The following is a 19,013-nucleotide window of genomic DNA, read 5'->3' as shown; positions in this document are numbered from 1 at the left end:
TGTCGCACGCATTTTTCCAAGAACCTCTCCGGCATGGTGTCCAAGACGCAGTGGCCGACGTTGTCGGCGATGTTTCAGACGGTGTTCCAGCAAGCTGATGCCGCCACCGTGTGGGCCCAGGCCCGTGAGGTAGTCGACTTCTGCCGCCAGAAATTCCCCCATGTGGCCGACTACCTGGAAGACCACCTTGATGAACTGTTGGCGTTTACCGCAGCGCCCAAGGCGGTGTGGGCGAAGGTGTGGTCGAACAATCCCACCGAGCGGCTCAACCGGGAGATTCGCCGGCGTACTGACGTGGTGGGGATCTTCCCCAACCGCCAATCGGTGATCCGGTTGGTCGGGGCCGTGTTGGCCGAGCAGCACGACGACTGGATCCAGCAGAAGCGCTACATGTCGTTGACTGCGTTGGGCCAGACTGCCGAGGCCATGGCCGCCGGCGTCATAGACGCCGACGGCACCGCGGCCATGGGTGTGGGGGCTCTGGCGTGATCGGGGATTATTGCCCTGCTCGGGCAGGACCCGGATGCCGGTAGATAGTCCGGCTTATTCGAAAGGTACGTACACCACTTCCCTGGACTTGACCGCGAAGAAGTCGCGGGCGCGGTTCTAAAACCCCACCACAGTGTCCCTATTCTCGTTGTCGAGGATCGCCAAGTACGCCAACCGCGCGCAATCGTCGACTGCGCGGTGCAGGCAGCCATTGCTGAAGCCGGAGTGGCCCTTGGACTTTTCGCTGCAGCGACCCGGTTTGCGCCGCCCACTGCTATCGGGGAGACTGTTGAGAATCTTGACGTCTATAGGGACCATGGCACCGGGGGCGTCGTAGACGTAGGAGTTGGGCGGTGCCCGGCGCACTGGTAGCCCGGTGGCGTGGTCGAAGCAGGCTGGTGCCGGCACACGGTAGCGGCGCAGTACGCGATGGACCGTGGAGGGGGCCATACCCACGTGATAGGCGAAGCGGGCCGGGACCTAAGCGTCGGATGTGGCGCAGTTCGATGATGCGGAGTTCGGAGCGCCGTGGCGTTTGGTCCGGGCTGCTGGCCGGCTTGCTGGTCCGGTCAGTTTTGGGCAGTCCGTCATGGTAGCGGCGGGACCTAGAAACGTCCGGCGGCGCGGGCGCAGCTCCATCCGTCGTTGATGATGGGCTTGGCCAGGCGGAGTCCCCCGGTGGGGGTCAGTGATGCGTTAGCCTGTGTCATGAAAGGTCGTTTCTGGTGTCTTTGAGTGCGGTATCCCAAGGCCATCACAGGGACGGCCTTTCCCTTGTTTGGATGACCGTCACTATCACCGGATGTGGTGATGCGACTGTCGGCAGTAGTCGAAATCTGCTGAAGATATACCGCTTAAGGCGGAAAATAGGCTTGATCGGCCGTCAACCGGCAGCGACTCTTCTAATCGAGCTGGACGTTCTTGTACATCTAGCGTGTGAGTTCCGGTGCTCGAAAAATGTGCGTACAGCTTCAGGAAGCAGAGATTCAAAATGGAGACAGACATCGCGAAAAACGGTCCGTAAAACAATCAAGAACTAGATTCAAACGGCGAGCTTGGCATATCGAACGGTTTTGTTATTGATCTTTCTGGTTCGGTGAACGCATCTTTCATTTGAGGGGCTGGCAATCTATTGCTGACCGACCTGTGCTACCTATACTGCGATAATATCGATTGGCAGGCCGGTTCGGTGAAGTGGTCAACGTTCACGTTCGAGTTTCGGGCCAGTTACGTCAGATAGTCATTTTGAATATGTCCCGTGCGTGATGCAAGCCAAGTTGTGTGTTCGCGACTAATCGCTTCCTCTGCATCGGCTACATAGCGTGGCCAGTCGGACTCCTGAACGGTACTGAGTTTATCTGCCTGTATTATCAGTTCCCTGGCGGCGACGGAATAGGCAGTCCCAAGTGGTCTGTATTGCTTAATGGCTACCCAGGCGGTCCCTGCTACTATCAGGGCGCCAAGGAATCCGGCAAAATCGAAGGACCAGTTTCCCGAAAGCCTGCCGACCGCGAGCGTCACCGCAATTATTTCTGCCAGGATCAACATGGCGACAAAGAGATTGGAGCGTTTTCGGTTGAATTTCGCTTTCTTGGTGTACCATTCCTGCTGGTCTCTTGTCCGCCCTTGAATGTAAGCAGCCTTTCTTACGTCAAAAGATTGATTGCGTAGCTGTGTCATAGCCGGCGTTGTTATCGGATTATTTCCGTGGAACTCAATCTGTTTCGGCACTTCTTTGGTGATTGATGAAATTCTTTCGCGAAGATCATCGGTTGCCTTCTTGTCACCAGTCTCCGGGCCAAATGGATCGGCCTTGATCGCGTATCGCCACGCGAGGGTTTTGACTGACTCGGCCACTGCCCGACCTTCATACCACTTTTCCTCGGGGTGAGTGGTCCAGATTACTATCTCCCCCACGAGTGCTGCGAAGAAGCCTATAAAGATGAGCCAAGCTCCGAGCGGAAATGAGAATCCTTCGAGAGTAATCGCGCCGCCGAAGGCGGCTAGAACCCCGCCAGCTGCTTTAAGCAAAGTTAGTTGTAGTGTTAGGCGCTGCCCCTTACCTGATGCGTCGTCGGCAATTCTCCAAATGTCGGGCATGTCGGAGTCTTTGAGTTCGAAGGTAGGCTTCATGATGCATTCCGCTTCTGTAGTGGCCGACGGTTATTGCGTAGTATAGACTTGGCGGTGCGTGCGTAGTAGGCCTCTTCAATCATATTGACTAGACTCACGTCGTCTCTAGGGTGTTCCCACCAAATCGCGTACCCGTTTCTGCCGGAAACGTTGTCACCTAGGCGCGGGGGAATGATTATGCGAGGAAGTGCTGAAGCGGAGGGGAGGGTGATGCCGACCAGTCCGTTGGGTGTTGCGGTTGCCGTCTGGCGGAGTGAGGCCGCGATTTCCCAGTCGACAAATCGCCGTTTCCAAGTGTTTTTCCCGATCAGTACTATTGTCACCGTAGTATCGCGGAGGTAGTTTTCCCGAATGCGTCGTTTGATATAATCCGGGTCGTTGCTGTTGATAATATCGCCGGGCATTCCGGCCCCGATACCGCGTGCGATAAGTGCATCGCGTGAGTGGTCAAATCGTTGAATAAAGTCCTGCACTTCATTCGTGTCTTCGTGGTGGTATGATATGAAGCATTTGCGGCGAATTTTGGCTGTCAATGTTTTCAATTCTTCCTTTGGTAATGATTTTGACGCTTTAGATTATCAACTTGATTGACTTCCGTATTCTGTTTTTGGCGGCCCTGCCCCTTCCTGGTGTGATGATCCCGTCGATGAAAGCGTTAAAATCTGGACTTCAATTCCTGCCTTAGTGCGCGGTGCAAATTATTCGTTGATTTCTCTCGGGGGAAGCGCTTAGGGGTAGGTTGAAGGCGTTTTGGTTGTGTCTCGAGCAGCTTTGTAGGCCAGGTGGGCTAATGCTCCTCTCAGCTGTCCCATCGAACCGTGGTTCAATAGGAAGAATTCCTCAATTGATCGGTCCTCCTCCATCACCGTGACGATGGCCTCCTCGACGGCCTCGGTGAATCCCGGGGCCGCGGCAATCTGCTCGGGCGTGTTCTCGGCTGCAAGCGCACCGACAGATGCGTTGGGCGCAATGGAGCCCCACACCCGATAAACGAATCCGCGGGTCGCCGCATCCGAGACGTGAATGCCGGCGCGGGTGAGAATGTCGTTGGCCTCGTCGACGGCCTGGTTGAACGCCGCGGTCGTGGCCGTCCCCTCGCCCGCGGACGCGCCGGTAAACGTCGGCACGTCGAGCTCGCCCTGCCCCTCGGTCAGCCCGAGGTTGGTCTGAACCTCGGCGGGGCTGGCCGCCACGCCGATGACGTCGACGCCGCCGATGTCGACGATGGCCTTGCCCTCGACATGCAGGTTGCGCATGAGGTACGTCGCCAGAATCGCGCGCTTGTGCAGCTTGGTGTCACCGAAGTCGACGATCTGCGACAGGAACTCCCAGGTCTTGACGTAGGTGCGCAGCTCGGCGCGGAAGTCGAGCAACGCGCCGACCGCGTCCGCGTCACCGTCGATGCGCGCCTGGCGCATCTGGGACGACCATTCGGCGACGATGGGGGCGATCAACGCGCGGAACGCCTCGTGGTCGATGGCGTCATCGTCGGCGGTGTACGCCGCGGCGACCGCCTCGAGGTCGTCCTCGTCATAGAACCCCGCCCCGTCGAGGGAATCGGCCAGGTCAAACAGCGCGTTGGGGTCGACTTCCCCGGCCAGTTCGGCGGACTGGTAGTAGGTCTTGAACGACTCGAGGATGCCGGTGGGGTTGTTGACGAAGTCGACGACCATCGGCGCGGGCTTGCCGGGGTAGATGCGATTGAGTCGGGACAGGGTCTGCACGGCGGCGACACCGGAGAGCACCTTGTCGACGTACATCGCGCACAGCCGCGGCTCGTCGAATCCGGTCTGGAACTTTGAGGCGACGATGAGCACCCGATAGTCGGTGTCGCTGTCCTTGAACGCCGTCTCCACGTCGGACAGTCCATTCATGGAGACTTCGGTGACCTCGCCGACGCCGGGTACAGACAGGGAGCCGGAGAAGGCGACGAGCGCCTGCAGTTCGTCGGCCCAGCCCTTGTGCTCGATGTACTTCGCCATTTCCACCGCCCAGCGGTACGCCTCGATGCGTGACGACGTCACGACCATTGCGCGTGCCTGCCCGCCGAGCAGGTGTGCGACGTTGGCGCGGAAGTGCTCGACGACTACAGCGACCTTTTGGGCAATCGAGGTCTCGTGCGCGCGGGCGTAGCGGACGATCTCGCCGACTACGTCGCCCTTGTCGACCATGTCCTCGCGGCCCATGGCGTCCTTGACCTTGATGAACATGTCGTAGGTGGAGTAGTTAGTCAGTACGTCGAGGATGAAGCCCTCCTCGATGGCCTGGGCCATCGTGTACTCGTCGAAGGGCACCCAGCGGTTCTCGCCGTCGACCTTGGTGCCGAACAGTCGCACCGTCTTGGCCTTTGGCGTGGCGGTGAACGCGACGAAGGTGATATTCGCGGCCGTGGACACCGCGGCGTCGGTGGCGGCGAGCAGGTCATCGGCGTCGATGCCCTCGTCGTCCTCGCCGGAGGGCACCGACATGGCCAGCAGGCGTCGCAGGGCGGCGGCCGAGCTGCCGGTCTGGGAGGAGTGTGCCTCATCGGCGATGACACACCACCTGCGGGCTGCGAGCTTGTCGTCGCCGCCGATGCGGCGGATGACCTCGGGAAAGGTCTGCAGGGTGCAGGTGATGATGTGCCCGCCATCGGCCAGCGCCTTGGCCAGCACCGGCGACTTGGCGCCGCCGGTGGTGCCCACGGGGACGAACAGGCCCTTGGAGGCCGGCAGCATGTCGATGTCTTCGCGCAGGTTGCGGTCGAGGACGGTGCGGTCGGAGATCACGATGACCGAGTCGAAGGTCTTGTCCGTCCCCGTGTAGTGGCGCACCAGCCGGTGGGCCAACCAGGAAATCGTCATGGTCTTGCCGGAACCGGCCGAGTGCTGGATCAGGTAGCGGCTCCCGGAGCCATTGTCGGCGATGTCGGCGGTGACGGCTTCGACGGCGCGCATCTGGTGGTAGCGCGGAAAGATCAGCGTGCCGGGATTGGCCTTTTTCCCGCGGCCCGAGCCGGGCTTCCAGACGGCGAAGGATTGCAGGATACGTAGGAACTGGTCTCGTTCCAGCACCTCGCGCCACAGGTAGGAGGTCTCCGATCCGTCGGCGCACGGCGGGTTGCCGGCGTGGCCGTCGTCGCCCTGGTTAAAGGGCAGGAACCGGGTGTTCTTGCCGTCCAGCTTCGTGGTCATGCGGACCTCAGCGTTGGATACGGCGAAGTGGACCAGGCAGCGGCCGGGAGCCAGCAGCGTGCGGCTGCGCGACGGGGCGCGGTCGACCTTGTACTGGGTCTCGGCGTCGTCGATGGTCTGGGTGTTGTCCGTTTTCAGCTCCATCGTCACCACGGGCACGCCGTTGACCAGGAGCACGATGTCGATGGTCTGGTTGGTCGTGGTGTCGAACCGGACCTGCCGCAGCACGCGCAGGCGGTTGTTTTCCGCGTGCTTGGCGACGGTGTCGACCACCGGGTTGGCCGGTGGGAAGGTGACCATGCCGCCGAAGGTGGCCGAGGTGCCCACGGCCATCGACTTGTGGGAGAACCCGTTGCGCAGGGTGCCCATGAGCCCGCCGCGGGAGCCGCCCTTGGTCCGGTCGGCGGTGGGCTTGCGATTCAGCGACCGCACCAGTCCGTCGATGAGGGAATCTTTGGCCAGGGTGCGTTCTGCGCCGGAGAGGTGCTCGGGGACGGCCTTGGCGTACTCGTCGGGGTATCGGGTGCGCAGCCACCAGAGGGCGTCGGCGGTGTGCAGTGCCAGGTGCGGGTCGAAGCCGGTGGAGCCGGCCTCGCGGTCGTAGAGCCAGCCCCGCTCGGCGAGCTGGCGGCAGATGGCGTCCTCGAAGCCTTCTTCTAGGGTCTTGGCGGCGGCGGTGGTCATGGTGTGGCTGTCCTAGCTGTTGGCGATCTTCTCAAGAACCGTACGAATCTTTTCGAGCTCGTTGTATTCGATGGCGTCGGCGAACCACGCGAGAGCGTCGAGTACATACTCGTCCTCGTATTTGTTTCCGTCGCCGTCAGAGTATCGAATAATGAGCGTCTGATCTGCGGGAATCCCCTCGGCAGACGCGCCTGCTTCCTCCGAGTTTATGTAGGGAGTCCAGAGGGCGTAGGGCACCGAATGTCCAGGTGCCCATGTCGCAAATGTACGACCCAGCATAAACCGATTGACGCGGTCGATAGTCGTCGTGCCGTGGTAGGTGATGGTGTCTTTACACAACGCATTGACTTCGGCCGGAGTAGGTGAGGGCAGTTCGGGCGAAAACTGGAAAGATACGTCATGCGCCGGGGTTCTTCCGGTATTGACTATTTCAACGGACAATGGCGCGTATTCTTTGTTCGGCTGCTTATAATGGGCGATCATGTATGCCCTGTTTGTTGAAACTCGAGTTTCCTTCGCGTCGGCCAACTGATCCTTTGCCGTCCTCAGCGCGCACCACGCTGCCACTGCGGTGGCAACCGTAGCGAATGCGCTTAGGGCGGTAAATCCCACGGTCGCGTACGTGGCAAAGTCTCCGGCAGGCATGGGTTACGGCTCCTTCGGTACGGGGTGCTGACCGGTGACGACGGCGGTGATGAGCGCGCTGCGACGCTCGTCGAGCAGGGAGCGAAGTTCGCCGGCCTTGGCGATCATCGCGTCAATCTTTACCGTCTCGGCGTCGAGGTGATCGACGATGCGGCGCTGTTCGTCGAGCGGAGGGAGGGGAAGGGGAAACGACTTGACCTTAAAGGAACTAGTTGTCGCGAGGTTAGTTGATTGTGAAGCAGTCAAGTCGAAGTACATTCGAGCGGGTTGAGATTCTAGGACGAACGAGAGGTACTCAGGAGTGATTCTGTTGCCGCACCTAAATGCAAAAATATGGTTTTGGTGTAGGCAGTCCGAGATTTCGTTTCGCCATATAGTGCCGCGGCCAAGCTTATCTCGGTCGCCACCTTCGGTCATTAGGACCGAGTTCTCGGGCACTTTGTATTTGATGGCGACACTTTCAGGGATGCGAAGGGTCTTCACATTGCTCAAGTCGAGGGAGCCGTCCTGAACGTTCGCGACGCGAAGGTAGGGATACTCCTTCCCTTCGCTATACTTCTTCGAGCCGAGTGCAATTCCGCTCTGGACGCTTCCGAGGTTACCTAGGCGGACAACATGCCACTCTTTCTGGATAGGGGGCCAATAGTCGCTCCTCGTCGCCACACCCCCTAAGAGTTCACCGCTCCGGGTAATGGAGTCCACTAGGGTCGCGTGTCGCCGCTCCTCAAGTCGCGCCACGAGCCCATCGAGCGCCCCGGCCATCGCGTCAATCTGCGCGGTCTCGCGGTCCAAGTAGTCGGCGAGGCGGCGCTGCGTGCGGAGGTCGGGAAGTGGAACCTCGAGCTGAGACAATTTGAACGAGGTCATGCTAGGCAGCGCTGTTTGTGTCGAAATCTTGTCAAAAGGAATCGTCGTAGCCCAGTAATAGAGATAGCGCCCTGATACCTCCGGCCCGATTTCCGTGAAGTACATGGTGTCGACCGTCCAGAACTTGCCGTTGACATGGAGTGGACGGTCGATGGTGCCCTTCCTTCCGAAGAGTAATGACTCACCATCGTGCAGGAACGAATTGGCGCGGGAAAACTCACCGCCTGAACCAATTATCGGGTATTCGCCATCCGGGGATTCGACCGACTTTGCGTCTTGTCCATTTCGGAAACGGACCAGGTATCCAAGTTTGGCAGTCTTCATTCCCGCACCTCCTTGAACATCGCGGCGAGCTCGTCCATGGCCTTTGCCACGTCGGCGTCGATCTCCTCCAACGACCGCACCGGCTCGGGCACGTAAAAGATGCGGGTGAACGGAATCTCGTAGCCGATGCGCTCCTTGTCGCGGTCCCAGATCGCCTCCGGCGCGAACGGCAGCACCTCGCGGGCCATGTGCTCGTCGACATCCTCGGTCAGCGGGATGCGCTCGACCATGTCGGAGCCGGGGACGACCACCGGGTTGCCCTTGCGGTCAATCGACGGCGCGGCGTCGGGGTCATCGACGCCCACGGCCTCCATGATGGTGTCGACCAGGCCCGCCGGCATCTTGACCTTGGCCTTTGTCGCCTCGAACTTGAGCGTGCTCGGCAGGTCGTTGTACTCGGTGCCGTCCACCGCTCGGATCACGGCCTCGTGGTCCGGGGTGGCCGAGCGGTGCGCCATCGCGGCCGCAATAGCCTCGTGGGTGACGCGGGCGACCAGGCGGCGTTGGCGGTAGACCGGCACGTCGCGGAAGCCCAGGTAGTCGGGGGTGAGGATGCGGGAGATGTCCGAATCCTCGAAAGCCGCGTAGGCGCGGGTGATGTCGAGGCGCTTTTCCGGGGTCATTTCCCGGCGCTTCATCCCCATGCCTTTTTTCATCATGCCGAACTTGGCGGTGGCGTCGATGAGCTGAATCTTGCCGCGGCGGCGCGGTTCCTTGTTCGTGTCCAGAATCCAGATGTAGGTGGCGATTCCGGTGCCGTAGAACATATCGGTCGGCAACGCGATGATCGCGTCGACGAGATCTTCGGTGAGCAACCAACGGCGGATGGAATCAGGGCCCGATCCGGGCGCGCCGGTGAACAGCGGTGAGCCGTTCATCACCACGCCCGCGCGCCCGCCGCCGGTCTCGCCGTGGGCCGGGGTGAGCTTGTGGGCGACATGGGACAGGAACAGCATCTGGCCGTCCGACTTGGCGGGCAATCCGTGGGAGAACCGCGATCCCTCGATTCCCGCCTCCTCGACTACCGAGGCGTAGTCGGCCGACCAGTCGGAGCCGTAGGGCGGGTTGGTGATGATGTAGTCGAAGGTCTGACCGGCGTACTTGTCGTTGGAAAGCGTATTGCCGTGGCGGATGGAATCGGGCCTTCCGCCCTGAATGAGCAGGTCGGCCTTGCCTATGCCGTAGGAGAAGTCCATTAGCTCCTGACCGTGCAGGGAGACCTGCATGTTCGCATTGAGCTCTTTCAGTGCGCGCTGTGCGACCAGCAGCATGCCGCCGGTGCCGGCGGCCGGGTCGTAGATCGAGCGTGAGGGCGCCGCGCCCTGCAGTCCCTCATCGTCGGAGGACAGCAGGATGCTCACCATGAGCTCGATGGCGTCGCGCGGGGTGTAGAACGCACCCGCGCCCTTGCCTTTGGTGTTGAACGCGCGGTACATGACATCCTCGAACAGGTCGCCCATGGCGGTGTCGGGCATCGTGTCGGGGTGCAGGTCGATGCCCGCGAAGTGATTGACCACGCCGTAGAGGCGGCCAGCGCGGGCCAGCGTGGCGATCTTGTCGGCGAACTTGAACGAGCCCCAGATGTCGGAGATCGACGAGGAGAACGCGGCGACGTACGCATTGAGGGATTCGGCCACCGAGTCGTCGGTGCCGCCGATTGTGCCCAGGTCCAGCGGGGACGTGTTGTAGAAGTGCAGCCCGAACGAGGTGCGGATTCGCAGGTCCATGATTGCCGGGGCAACCTCTATGGTGCCGCCCTTGGTGTTGGTCTTGATGAACTCCAACACCTCGGCCTTCGAGTCGGCCAGGAGGCATTCGAGGCGGCGGAGGACGACGAAGGGGATGATGAAGTCGCCGTACTCCTCGGGCTCGACCACGCTGCGCAGGTACTTGTCGGCGGTGTCCCACACGGCGGTGTAGGTGGTCTTGCGGGCGTGGTCGAGCTGCGCCTGGGTCGGGGCCACGAAGTTCTCCTATTTGGTCAATTCGCGGGCGTCCGGCGGTGGCCGGATTGCCGCAATGTTTGATGCTTCAGCCTATCGGGCCACTGAGCGGTGTTCGGGGATGGCGGGCAGGTGTCGCCGAGGGACACTCGGCGAGTGAAGCTACGACGACGCCAGCCGAGCCTGGTTGTACTCGAAGACTTCGCGGGCCAGCGCGCGGCTGTGATGACGACGGAACATCGACACGTCCTTTTGGCGCATGAGCTCAATAACCAACCGGCGAGCGTGGGGAAGAAGCTCTGGAACGTCCTCGAAGAACTGCCTCAGTTGTCCGACGGGAACCTCGACGTGACCGGTCTTGGTCAGTGAGTAGCGGGAGAGCCCAACGTGGCGCGGAATCAAGCTCTTCTTGTACGCGTGATCATGGTCAAAGTCCCTGAACATGCTGACGTGCAGATTGAGGTTGCACGTGAAGATTTTTTCGCGATCGTCGCCGAGGATGAACGTCTGCTTGTGGCGAGGGAAGTAGGCTAGTTCCAACTGGCCAACATTCAGGCAGGCCAGGCGACCGGAACCAGTGCCTGGCCAATCGGACACTGCCCAGTACCGCTCTTCCAGCTCAAGGGCCTCTGGAATGAGTTCGCTGAGGCAAAACTCGATGTCGCTGAGAACCCCCTCATAGATCTCCTGGGGGATCGTCTTTGGCACATGAGAGGAGATTTGGCTTCGGTCCGAAGCTTCCTCGCGCAGTCGCTCAGATACATCAGCAAGCCCGTACCGAGCGTGTCCGGTGGCCCAGTGTTCTTGATCCTCCACCGAAACGACGAGATCAAACGGGGACGGTTGCGAATGGCCAATGTTGAGGTCCTTGTTGCGCAGTGTCACACCGCGCGACTGCTGACGTCGAATCTCGAGCTTCTCGGCCTCTCGCAAGTCGCCCTCGGGCATCTCCCGGAATCTGAACCGAGCAACGTCGTTCCACCCCTCGTGGTGAGCGGAACCGTGAACGTGAGTGGAGAACCGTGTGATTACGTTTTCGCTCAACCCCACGTAGCGTGAGCCGTCCGTGAATTCGAGAACATAGATGCCACGTCGGCAGTTGTTGATCAACGAGGAGATCCGCATGCCCGGATCAAGGCGCCACCGCTTAAACACGATGCCAGACTCGGTGCGAATCGGGGGTTCCTCATGGGCGACTGGAATCGTGGACACCAACTCCATTTCGGCATCGTTGGTGATCGACGCGGTGGCCGCAGTCGCGGTCGCCTCTTCCGCAGCGATCTCTGCCGCAAGTTCGGTTTCGGTCGAGGTTTCGGCAGGAACTTCAGCGGATTCGACAGGGGCCAGGGTGACCCTCGTGCCCTCGTCCAAGAGATCGCCGCGGATGATGGCGAGCGCGAGGGCTTCCTCGAGGTACTCAGCAGCAAGCGAGGTCAGGCGAGAGAGGCCGAACAGTGCCATGGCGCCGCGGTAAGCGCCCTCGTGGTCGAGGCCCTCCGGCGCATCGCCGACGGCCGCGACTATGGCATTGGCCAGCTCGGTCGTCGGAATCTCCGCGATGGTGCGGGCGCCTTCGGATGCGCGGTACCCGCGCCACGTCGCCGGCGAGGAGCCTTCGGGCCAGACGAAGGAGCGCGGTCCTTCGTCGACAAGCACTCCACCCGGAATGCGGTACGCGATCTTCTTCTTCCATCGGCGCGCAACCCGCTGATAGCCGAAACGCTTGCCGATCTTGCGAGTCAACACATCAAGCTCGATCGGTGCCTCGACGGCGACGATCTCTGCGATCGCCGCCTCCAGCCGGGCGCGTGCATCCTTGGTCAGCCGCCCATCCAAATCATCCTGCGTCCCGACAATGCCGGTCGGGCCGCACACATAGTCCTCGGCGAGGATTCCGCATTCGTTCATGGCAGCAATTATTGCCCGAGTCGCGGATGGGGGAGGGGGCGAGGGGGAATGGGTGTTCGGGCCGCTCCCTTGCGGCATGCTTGTCGGTAGGGAGCGCAGCGGAAACCGAGCGCTCGTCGCGTTCACGTTTGCACTGTTCAAGGAGTTGTCATGAGTCGAGACCGGGGGAAAGACGCCATGAAGTTTGGCGACTGGGAAATTCACATCGGCCCGTTGGTCTACGGGTGGCACGACGGAAAAGCCACCATGAACGAAGCCGCCGCCAAACGGTTCGAGGCAAACTCCGTGAACGGGGAGGTCTACGTGTATCTGGAACACAGCGATATGGACGTCTGGTATGAGCCGAAAGGTGACCGAGGCAGGTGGGCCGAGTACATCCGTAACGAGGCCAAGAAACTCGGGGTGGAGGCCGTGGAAAAGGGATTCACCCCACGGCTACGTAGGCCCCCGCCGCCGGGGATACTGTTCTGACGCTATCCATGGTCGCGCTCGTTGGCGATGCCGTACGCGCGGCAACCTCACCGAAACAGCACGGCTTCCGAATGAACATGGATGTAACGAACTGGCCATCGGATGGGTATGCCTGCGGTGGAGTCTGGATTTCGGCGATGGGGAGAACCCCGTCGGTTTCGAACTCGGCGAAGGGCAGCGGACACGTGGGTATTGGCAACGGCATCACCAGTGCAATCAGTGACAATGGAGAGAACTTGGCCGGCCGTCACATCCGTGATGGTCGGACGATGGCCGGTGTGCTGGAGAGGGGGCTGGGGCGCCGGGGCTTCCTGAAGGCCGCGATGGCGACGAGTGCATTGGGGGTCGGCGCCACCGTCGCCGGCTGCAGCGGTGACCATGCCGCAGCCGCGCCGACCGAAAGCAGGGGAGCAGGATCGGCACCGGGATTTGGTGGGGAGATTCTGCAACCGGGCGTCGGTGGCATCCCCGGCAATCACTACGTCGAGTCGACTCCCGACTCGATCCTCTGGGGTTATGTGCCCTCCGTCCACGACGAACCGGTGCTTCGCATGAAATCCGGTGAAACAGTGACGATGGACCTGGTCAGCCATGAAGGAATCATGGAAGACCAGGGGCGCGACCCGGTCGTCTACTTCGGCGACAAAGGCGTTGAAAAGCCGAGCGTGCTTCAGGACGCTATCGACATTGCCGCCGAATACTCGCGCACCGAACGGAACTTCGCCACTGACGGCCCTCACGTGGTCACCGGCCCCGTTTTCGTCGAAGGAGCCATGCCCGGTGACGTGTTGAAAATTGAGCCGATCGCCAATGAACTGCGCGTTCCGTACGGCGTCGTCTCCTCTCGTCACGGCAAAGGATCGCTAGCGGCAACCTCAGAAGGCGGCGCCCCCGATGGCATTGTTGCGGACGAGGTGATGCCTCCACTGGACGTCGTCAAGCCCGATTCCGACGATCCCATGGATATCGGCAATGTCTCCGTGTTCACGCCAGTCGAGGACGGCCGCGGCGTCATGGCCAGCGGACCCGTCGAGGCACGATTCCCACTGCGGCCGTTTGCCGGGATGATGGGCGTGGCGTTTTCAGACGGTGCGTCACCGACCGACCCGAGGCTCAACTCCGTGCCGCCGACGCTGGGTGGCGGCAACATCGACATCCATCATCTGGGTACCGGATCGGCGTTCTACCTGCCAGTCCGCGCCGAAGGGGCCCTGTTTTACGCCGGCGACCCCCACATGGCCATGGGCGATGGTGAAGTCGCGCTGACCGCGATGGAAGGATCGCTGCGCTCCACGTTCCGGCTGACCGTGTGCAAGCGCGGGTCCGGCGATGCGCCATCCGTCGCATTCGACTACCCCTGGGCCGAGACGGAGGAACACTGGATTCCCATTGGCCTGTCGGACCCCGACGGGCTCGCCGGCGGGGGAGTGTCCGGCGACCTCAACGTCGCGATGCGTCGCGCCGTGGTCAATGCGCTGAACTTCCTTGAGCATGACCTTGGCATGGAGCGCGCCATCGCCTACGCCTACCTGTCGGCCGCCGCCGACTTCGCCCTGTCGCAGGTCGTCGACCGGACCGTCGGCGTGCATGGGTTGATCAGGAAGGCGGATTTTGGGTAGGGCTCTTGCGTAGTCTTCGGATCCTGCGGTCGATCAGGGCCGCCGGGCCGGGCCGCCAGGCCGCCGGGCCAGATAATCAGTTAGGGCGATCAGCCATATTTACGGGGGTAAGGCAAGCCTACCCACTAGGTTCTGGGCAAGGTGTGCCTTAGTCTTGTATGTGTGAAGAAACAGCAACGTGGCCGCCGAGGCGGCCTTGGCGGTGAGCGCCCATGACCCGCATCCTGACACTGACCATGGGCGGGGAAACCCGCGAGATCGCCGGCCCGGCCGGCATCACGGTCCACGAAACGGACATCTACTCGTTCGACGACATCGATCTGGGTTACTACTCCGGAATGATCATCTCCGGTGGTTGCGACCAGGTCTTCCTCGAACGCCGCCGTGACGCCATCTCCAACTGGGTGCGCGCGGGCGGCCGGCTCCTGACCAGCGGGCACCCGCTGCGCCAGTTCATCGACGGCCTGCCGTCGATCCGAAAGATGGAATTCCATGGCCTCGGCGACGTGTGGCTGAGCGCCGTCGACGAGCACCCGATTTGGAACGGCATCGACCGCCGCGACGTGCTCCTGCGCACCGGAGTGCCCGGCGACCACACCTTCGAAGAGCTCACGTCAATCGGCGTCGCCGGCTTCTACGCCCGCAACTACCTCGCGAATCTCCCCGACGGCGCGACCGTGATCACAGGCATCGGGCCGAACGCGCTGCCCGTCGACGTGTCCTATCCGCTGGGCGAGGGCGAGGTCATCGTGCACGCCGGCAACGACCTGTCGTCGTTCGGCACCGGCAACCTGAAGACCCAGATCCTCGAGCACCTTGGCATGACGACAAGGGAGAAGCGATGAACCAGCACACGCCTGCCTCCGCTACCGCCGCCAGTATTGGCGCGGCCGACAAAGTCGAGGCCACCACCGCACCCCTCCGCCGACCCAAGAAGGTCGCCTTCGTCCATTCCGGCGCCTTCTTCCATCTGGCCACGCTCAACGATCCCGCGGTCAAAGCCCAGGACCTCGTCGAGCTCTACGCCCCCGAGCTGACCGCCGAGGACCTCGCCGACTGTGACGCCGTCTTCCTCGCCGCCCGCCAGCACCCGGATGTGCTCGAGCGGATCGCCCCGCTCATCGTCGATTTCGCCCACCGTCCCGGCACGAAGCTCTACGTCGACGGCGAAAACGCCCCGTGGCAGTGGCTGCCCGGAACCGACGGCACTGGCCGCGGCACCAACTTCTGGGCCTGGCGCACCGGCGAAGACGTCGGCCGCCGGTCGGTGAACCGCGACCACTTCATGTGGAACTACCTCAACGACTTCTCCGTTCACTGGCACTACCACGGCGTCCTCGCACCGCCGGCGGGCGCGACCCCGCTCGTGGTCCTCGAGGAACTGCCGGTCACCGACACCACCACCGGCCCCGGCACCGACCCGTGGGGCGGCGACTACCTGGCCATTCCCGGCCACCCGAACGTGCTGCTGTACCACGACGACGCCACCTTCCCCGGCGAGGTCGTCGTCTCCACCATGGACTGCGCCTACCACCACGGCTCCGGCTTCATGCCCGGCGCCTCCGCGCTCCTGTACCGAATGATCACCTGGCTGCGCGACTGAGCGCGCCCCACGAAAGACGAGACACCACACATGCGAATCAACGACATCATGACCGCGCGCGGCAAGAAGATCGCCGCCGCCACGGTTGCGGCATGCGCCCTGTTCACCGCCGGCTGTGCCGGAGGTGCCGGCGCCGGGGACGAGGCGTCGTCAAGCAATACCGTTACCATCCACGACCAGCGGGGCAAGGACGTCACCGTCCCGCAGCCCGTGGAGCGCATCGCCACGGCCGTCATCCCCTCGCCCGCGATCATCGCGGCCGTCGACGGCTCATGGGACAAGATCTCCGGCATCAACGAATCGACGCTGAAGGCGAACCAGGAAGGGATCATCGGCAAGATCTTCCCGGAGTCGACCAAAACCGAGGTCGTGTCCACCCGCGACTTCACGCCCGACATGGAGAAGATCCTCGGCCTCAACCCCGACGTCATGATCCAGTGGGGGACCTACGGCGAGGACAAGATCGCGCCCATCGAGCAGGCCGGCATCCCCATGCTCGGCCTGAAGTACGGCACCCAGGCCGACCTGGAGAAGTGGATCACCATGTTCGGCCAGATGCTGGGCAAGGAGGATCGCGCCGGCGAGATCATCGGCAACATGGACGCCGAGGCGAAGAAGATCTCCGACAAGGTCGCCACCATCGACGGCCCCGCGCCGCGCGCCCTGAGCCTGTCGTACTCCTCCGAGAAACTGTCCGTGAGCAACGGCGACGACTACGCCCAGCACGTCTACGACCTCACCGGCGTGACCAACGTGGCCAAGGATTCGCAGGTCACCGATGGCGTCGTCGACGCCGAGCAGATCATCGAATGGGACCCGGAAATCATCTTCCTGTCCGCGTTCGACGCCGCGACCCCCGAGGACGTCTACAACGATCCCCGCTTCCAGGGCCTGTCCGCCGTCAAGGACAAGCGCGTGTACCGCGCTCCGCTGGGCGTCTACCGCTGGCAGGTGCCCTGCGCCGAGTCGCCGCTGTTCTGGAACTGGGTCGCGGCCCTGGCTCACCCGGGCGAGTTCGACGTCGACCTGCCGGAGCTGACCCGCGAGCAGACGAAGTTCCTGTACAACTACGAGCTTTCCGACGACGACATCGCCCACATCCTCCGCACCGACCTCAACGCAGGATCGGCCAACTACGACGCCGTGTCGAAGTAGCGGGGGGATGTCCGTGACGAACGTGGGATTGAAGGAAGCGGGCGTCGGCCGGGCGGTCCGGGCCGGCGGGATTGGCGGCGGCGGTGTGGAAGGCGGCGGTGGTGCGGACGGCCGGGGTGGTCGGGGCGGCCGGGACGGTCGGGTTGGCCCCGACAGCCGTGCCGACGTCAATCGGCGGCGGGTGGTGAACTCCTTCGTGGTCGCCGGCCTCATCGCCGCCATGGTGGTGATCACCGTCGTCGCCGTGGGATACGGCAAGCTGTCCATCCCGCCGCTGACCGTGGCGCGGATCCTGTGGCACGACCTGATGGTCTACGTCGGCGCCGACGGTCTGGCCGGATCCGCGGACTGGACCATGGGGGAGCGGTCAGCGGTCACGCTCATCCGGGCTCCGCGGGCGATCCTTGCCGTCCTGGTCGGTGGCGCGCTGGCCGTGTCCGGTGCCGCGCTGCAGGCGCTGTTCCGCAACCCGCTGGTGTCGCCCGACGTCATCGGCGTGTCCTCGGGTGCCGCGTTCGGCGGCGTGCTGGCCATCATGGTCGGCGCCAGCTCCACCGTCCTGATCACCGGGTCGTTCCTGTCGGGGCTGGTGGCGGCGGTGATCGTCATGCTGATGGGGCGGATCCGGACCTCGAATCCGATCCTCACCATCGTGCTCGGTGGCATCGTGGTGGCCGCATTCTTCAACGCGCTGGTCTCGTTGATCACCTACTTGGCGGATACCTACGAGACCCTGCCGGCCATCACCTTCTGGCTCATGGGGTCGTTCACCGCGGCGACGTGGCACAAGGTTCTCATCGCACTGGTGCCGGTGGCGATCGGCTTCACCGTGGTCATGGCGCTGCGGTGGCGGATCAACGTGCTGGCGATGGGCGACGAGGATGCCCGCGCCCTCGGCATCGACCCCGGGCGGCTGCGCTTCGTGCTGATCGTCGCGGTCGCACTGCTGACCTCCGTGACCGTGGCCGTCGCAGGCATCGTCGGGTGGGTCGGACTCGTGGTGCCGCACCTCATCCGATTGGTCGTGGGGCCGGACAACCGCGTCGTGCTGCCCGCGTCGTTTTTCGCCGGCGGCGCCTACGTGGTGCTGGTGGACACGATCGCGCGCAGCCTGGGTGAATCGGAGATTCCCGTGGGCATCCTGACCGCAATGATCGGCGCGCCCGTGTTCATCGGGTTGCTGCTGCACAAGGCTCGACGAGGAGGTTCCCTTGCTTAACGCACGCGGGATGGGGCATTTTCACCGGAAGGGCGATTGGCTGTTTCGCGGCATCGACGTCTGCGTCGGCGCCGGCGAGGTGATGGCCATTCTCGGGCCCAATGCCCGCGGCAAGACGACGTTGCTCACGTGCCTGGCCGGAGTGCAGCGCCCGAAGGAAGGCGCGGTGGAGTCTTCCGGCGGCATCGGATTCGTGCCGCAGAACCACGACAGCACCTTCAACTTCACGGTGTTCGACGTCGTGTTGCTCGGCAGGGCCCAGCGCATGAAGGCGTGGTCCACGCCCAACGCCTCCGATGAGGCCGCGGCGTGGTCGGCGATGGAGCTGGTGGGCATCGAGGAATTGGCGCCCCGGGAGTTCACAGGATTGTCGGGCGGCCAGCAGCAGTTGGTGCTCATTGCCCGGGCGCTGGTGTGCGAGCCCCAGACGATCATTCTCGACGAGCCCACGTCGGCGCTGGACATGAAGAACCAGACGAAGACGCTTGGGATCATTTCGAAGCTCGCGGCGTCGGGTATGTCCGTCATCTTCACCACCCATGACCCGACGCATGCTCTGCATGCCGCGGATTCGACGATGCTCATGGGCGAGGAAATCACCGTCGGGGATACGGCGGCGCAGCTCACCGAGGATGCGTTGAGCAGCCTGTACGGCACCCCGATCCGGACGCCCTCGATCAACTTCGCCGGAGGCAGCCGGAGGGTCGTGGTCCCGGACTACGCGGGCGTCGCTTCAGGTGCCCGATCTGGCCGATGAACCGGTGAACCAAGGGGCGGTGG

15 protein-coding genes are annotated in these 19,013 nt (G+C 62.7%); 8 read left to right on the top strand and 7 right to left on the bottom strand.

Annotated features, from left to right (window positions below):
- Positions 1-489: transposase (locus ACFWGD_RS02840; RefSeq protein WP_377776986.1), on the top strand; the 489-nt coding region annotated here is incomplete at its 5' end.
- A gap of 1,227 nt (positions 490-1,716) precedes the next feature.
- Here ACFWGD_RS02840 and ACFWGD_RS02835 read toward each other — a convergent pair.
- The 7 genes from ACFWGD_RS02835 to ACFWGD_RS02805 form a co-directional block, all read right to left on the bottom strand.
- Positions 1,717-2,622, bottom strand: coding sequence for a DUF4231 domain-containing protein (locus ACFWGD_RS02835; RefSeq protein ID WP_377776985.1), 906 nt, complete (start codon positions 2,620-2,622; stop codon positions 1,717-1,719).
- A complete protein-coding gene (locus tag ACFWGD_RS02830) occupies positions 2,619-3,164 on the bottom strand; it encodes a TIR domain-containing protein (RefSeq protein ID WP_377776984.1) in 546 nt (181 codons plus the stop codon). Before ACFWGD_RS02830 ends, ACFWGD_RS02835 begins: the two co-directional genes overlap by 4 nt.
- Positions 3,165-3,350: 186 nt before the next feature.
- Positions 3,351-6,479 (bottom strand): type I restriction endonuclease subunit R, encoded by a 3,129-nt coding sequence (locus ACFWGD_RS02825; protein ID WP_377776983.1) that lies wholly within the window; start codon positions 6,477-6,479, stop codon positions 3,351-3,353.
- Between the two features lie 12 nt (positions 6,480-6,491).
- Positions 6,492-7,124: a hypothetical protein gene (locus tag ACFWGD_RS02820; protein WP_377776982.1), complete on the bottom strand. Its 633-nt coding sequence runs from the start codon at positions 7,122-7,124 to the stop codon at positions 6,492-6,494.
- A gap of 3 nt (positions 7,125-7,127) precedes the next feature.
- Positions 7,128-8,315 (bottom strand): restriction endonuclease subunit S, encoded by a 1,188-nt coding sequence (locus tag ACFWGD_RS02815; protein ID WP_377776981.1) that lies wholly within the window; start codon positions 8,313-8,315, stop codon positions 7,128-7,130.
- Positions 8,312-10,279, bottom strand: coding sequence for an N-6 DNA methylase (locus tag ACFWGD_RS02810; RefSeq protein ID WP_377776980.1), 1,968 nt, complete (start codon positions 10,277-10,279; stop codon positions 8,312-8,314). Before ACFWGD_RS02810 ends, ACFWGD_RS02815 begins: the two co-directional genes overlap by 4 nt.
- A 141-nt stretch (positions 10,280-10,420) precedes the next feature.
- Positions 10,421-12,166 (bottom strand): DUF3320 domain-containing protein, encoded by a 1,746-nt coding sequence (locus tag ACFWGD_RS02805; RefSeq protein WP_377776979.1) that lies wholly within the window; start codon positions 12,164-12,166, stop codon positions 10,421-10,423.
- 150 nt (positions 12,167-12,316) lie between these two features.
- Here ACFWGD_RS02805 and ACFWGD_RS02800 point away from each other — a divergent pair, with 150 nt between their 5' ends.
- The 7 genes from ACFWGD_RS02800 to ACFWGD_RS02770 all read left to right on the top strand — a co-directional run bounded on the left by ACFWGD_RS02800 (position 12,317) and on the right by ACFWGD_RS02770 (position 18,990).
- Positions 12,317-12,637 carry a hypothetical protein gene (locus tag ACFWGD_RS02800; protein WP_377776978.1) on the top strand — a complete coding sequence of 107 codons (321 nt, stop codon included), beginning with the start codon at positions 12,317-12,319 and terminating at the stop codon, positions 12,635-12,637.
- A 269-nt stretch (positions 12,638-12,906) separates the two neighbouring features.
- Positions 12,907-14,256 (top strand): acetamidase/formamidase family protein, encoded by a 1,350-nt coding sequence (locus ACFWGD_RS02795; protein WP_377777025.1) that lies wholly within the window; start codon positions 12,907-12,909, stop codon positions 14,254-14,256.
- 212 nt (positions 14,257-14,468) lie between these two features.
- On the top strand, positions 14,469-15,101 hold the full coding sequence (locus ACFWGD_RS02790) for a hypothetical protein (protein ID WP_377776977.1): 633 nt from the start codon (positions 14,469-14,471) through the stop codon (positions 15,099-15,101).
- Positions 15,098-15,859, top strand: a complete 762-nt coding sequence (locus ACFWGD_RS02785) for a hypothetical protein (protein WP_377776976.1) — start codon at positions 15,098-15,100, stop codon at positions 15,857-15,859. The genes ACFWGD_RS02790 and ACFWGD_RS02785 overlap by 4 nt, the downstream gene beginning before the upstream one ends.
- A gap of 30 nt (positions 15,860-15,889) precedes the next feature.
- The gene (locus ACFWGD_RS02780) at positions 15,890-17,014 is read left to right on the top strand and encodes an ABC transporter substrate-binding protein (RefSeq protein WP_377776975.1); all 1,125 of its coding nucleotides are present in this window, start codon (positions 15,890-15,892) and stop codon (positions 17,012-17,014) included.
- 184 nt (positions 17,015-17,198) lie between these two features.
- Entirely contained in the window at positions 17,199-18,233 is a 1,035-nt protein-coding gene (locus ACFWGD_RS02775) for a FecCD family ABC transporter permease (protein WP_377776974.1), read from the top strand.
- Positions 18,226-18,990, top strand: a complete 765-nt coding sequence (locus tag ACFWGD_RS02770) for an ABC transporter ATP-binding protein (RefSeq protein WP_377776973.1) — start codon at positions 18,226-18,228, stop codon at positions 18,988-18,990. Before ACFWGD_RS02775 ends, ACFWGD_RS02770 begins: the two co-directional genes overlap by 8 nt.
- Positions 18,991-19,013 lie beyond the last annotated feature (23 nt).

Origin of the sequence: Corynebacterium sp. NPDC060344, assembly GCF_042725215.1 — a bacterium.
Lineage (GTDB): Bacteria > Actinomycetota > Actinomycetes > Mycobacteriales > Mycobacteriaceae > Corynebacterium.
This window is presented reverse-complemented; position numbering and strand designations above follow the sequence as displayed.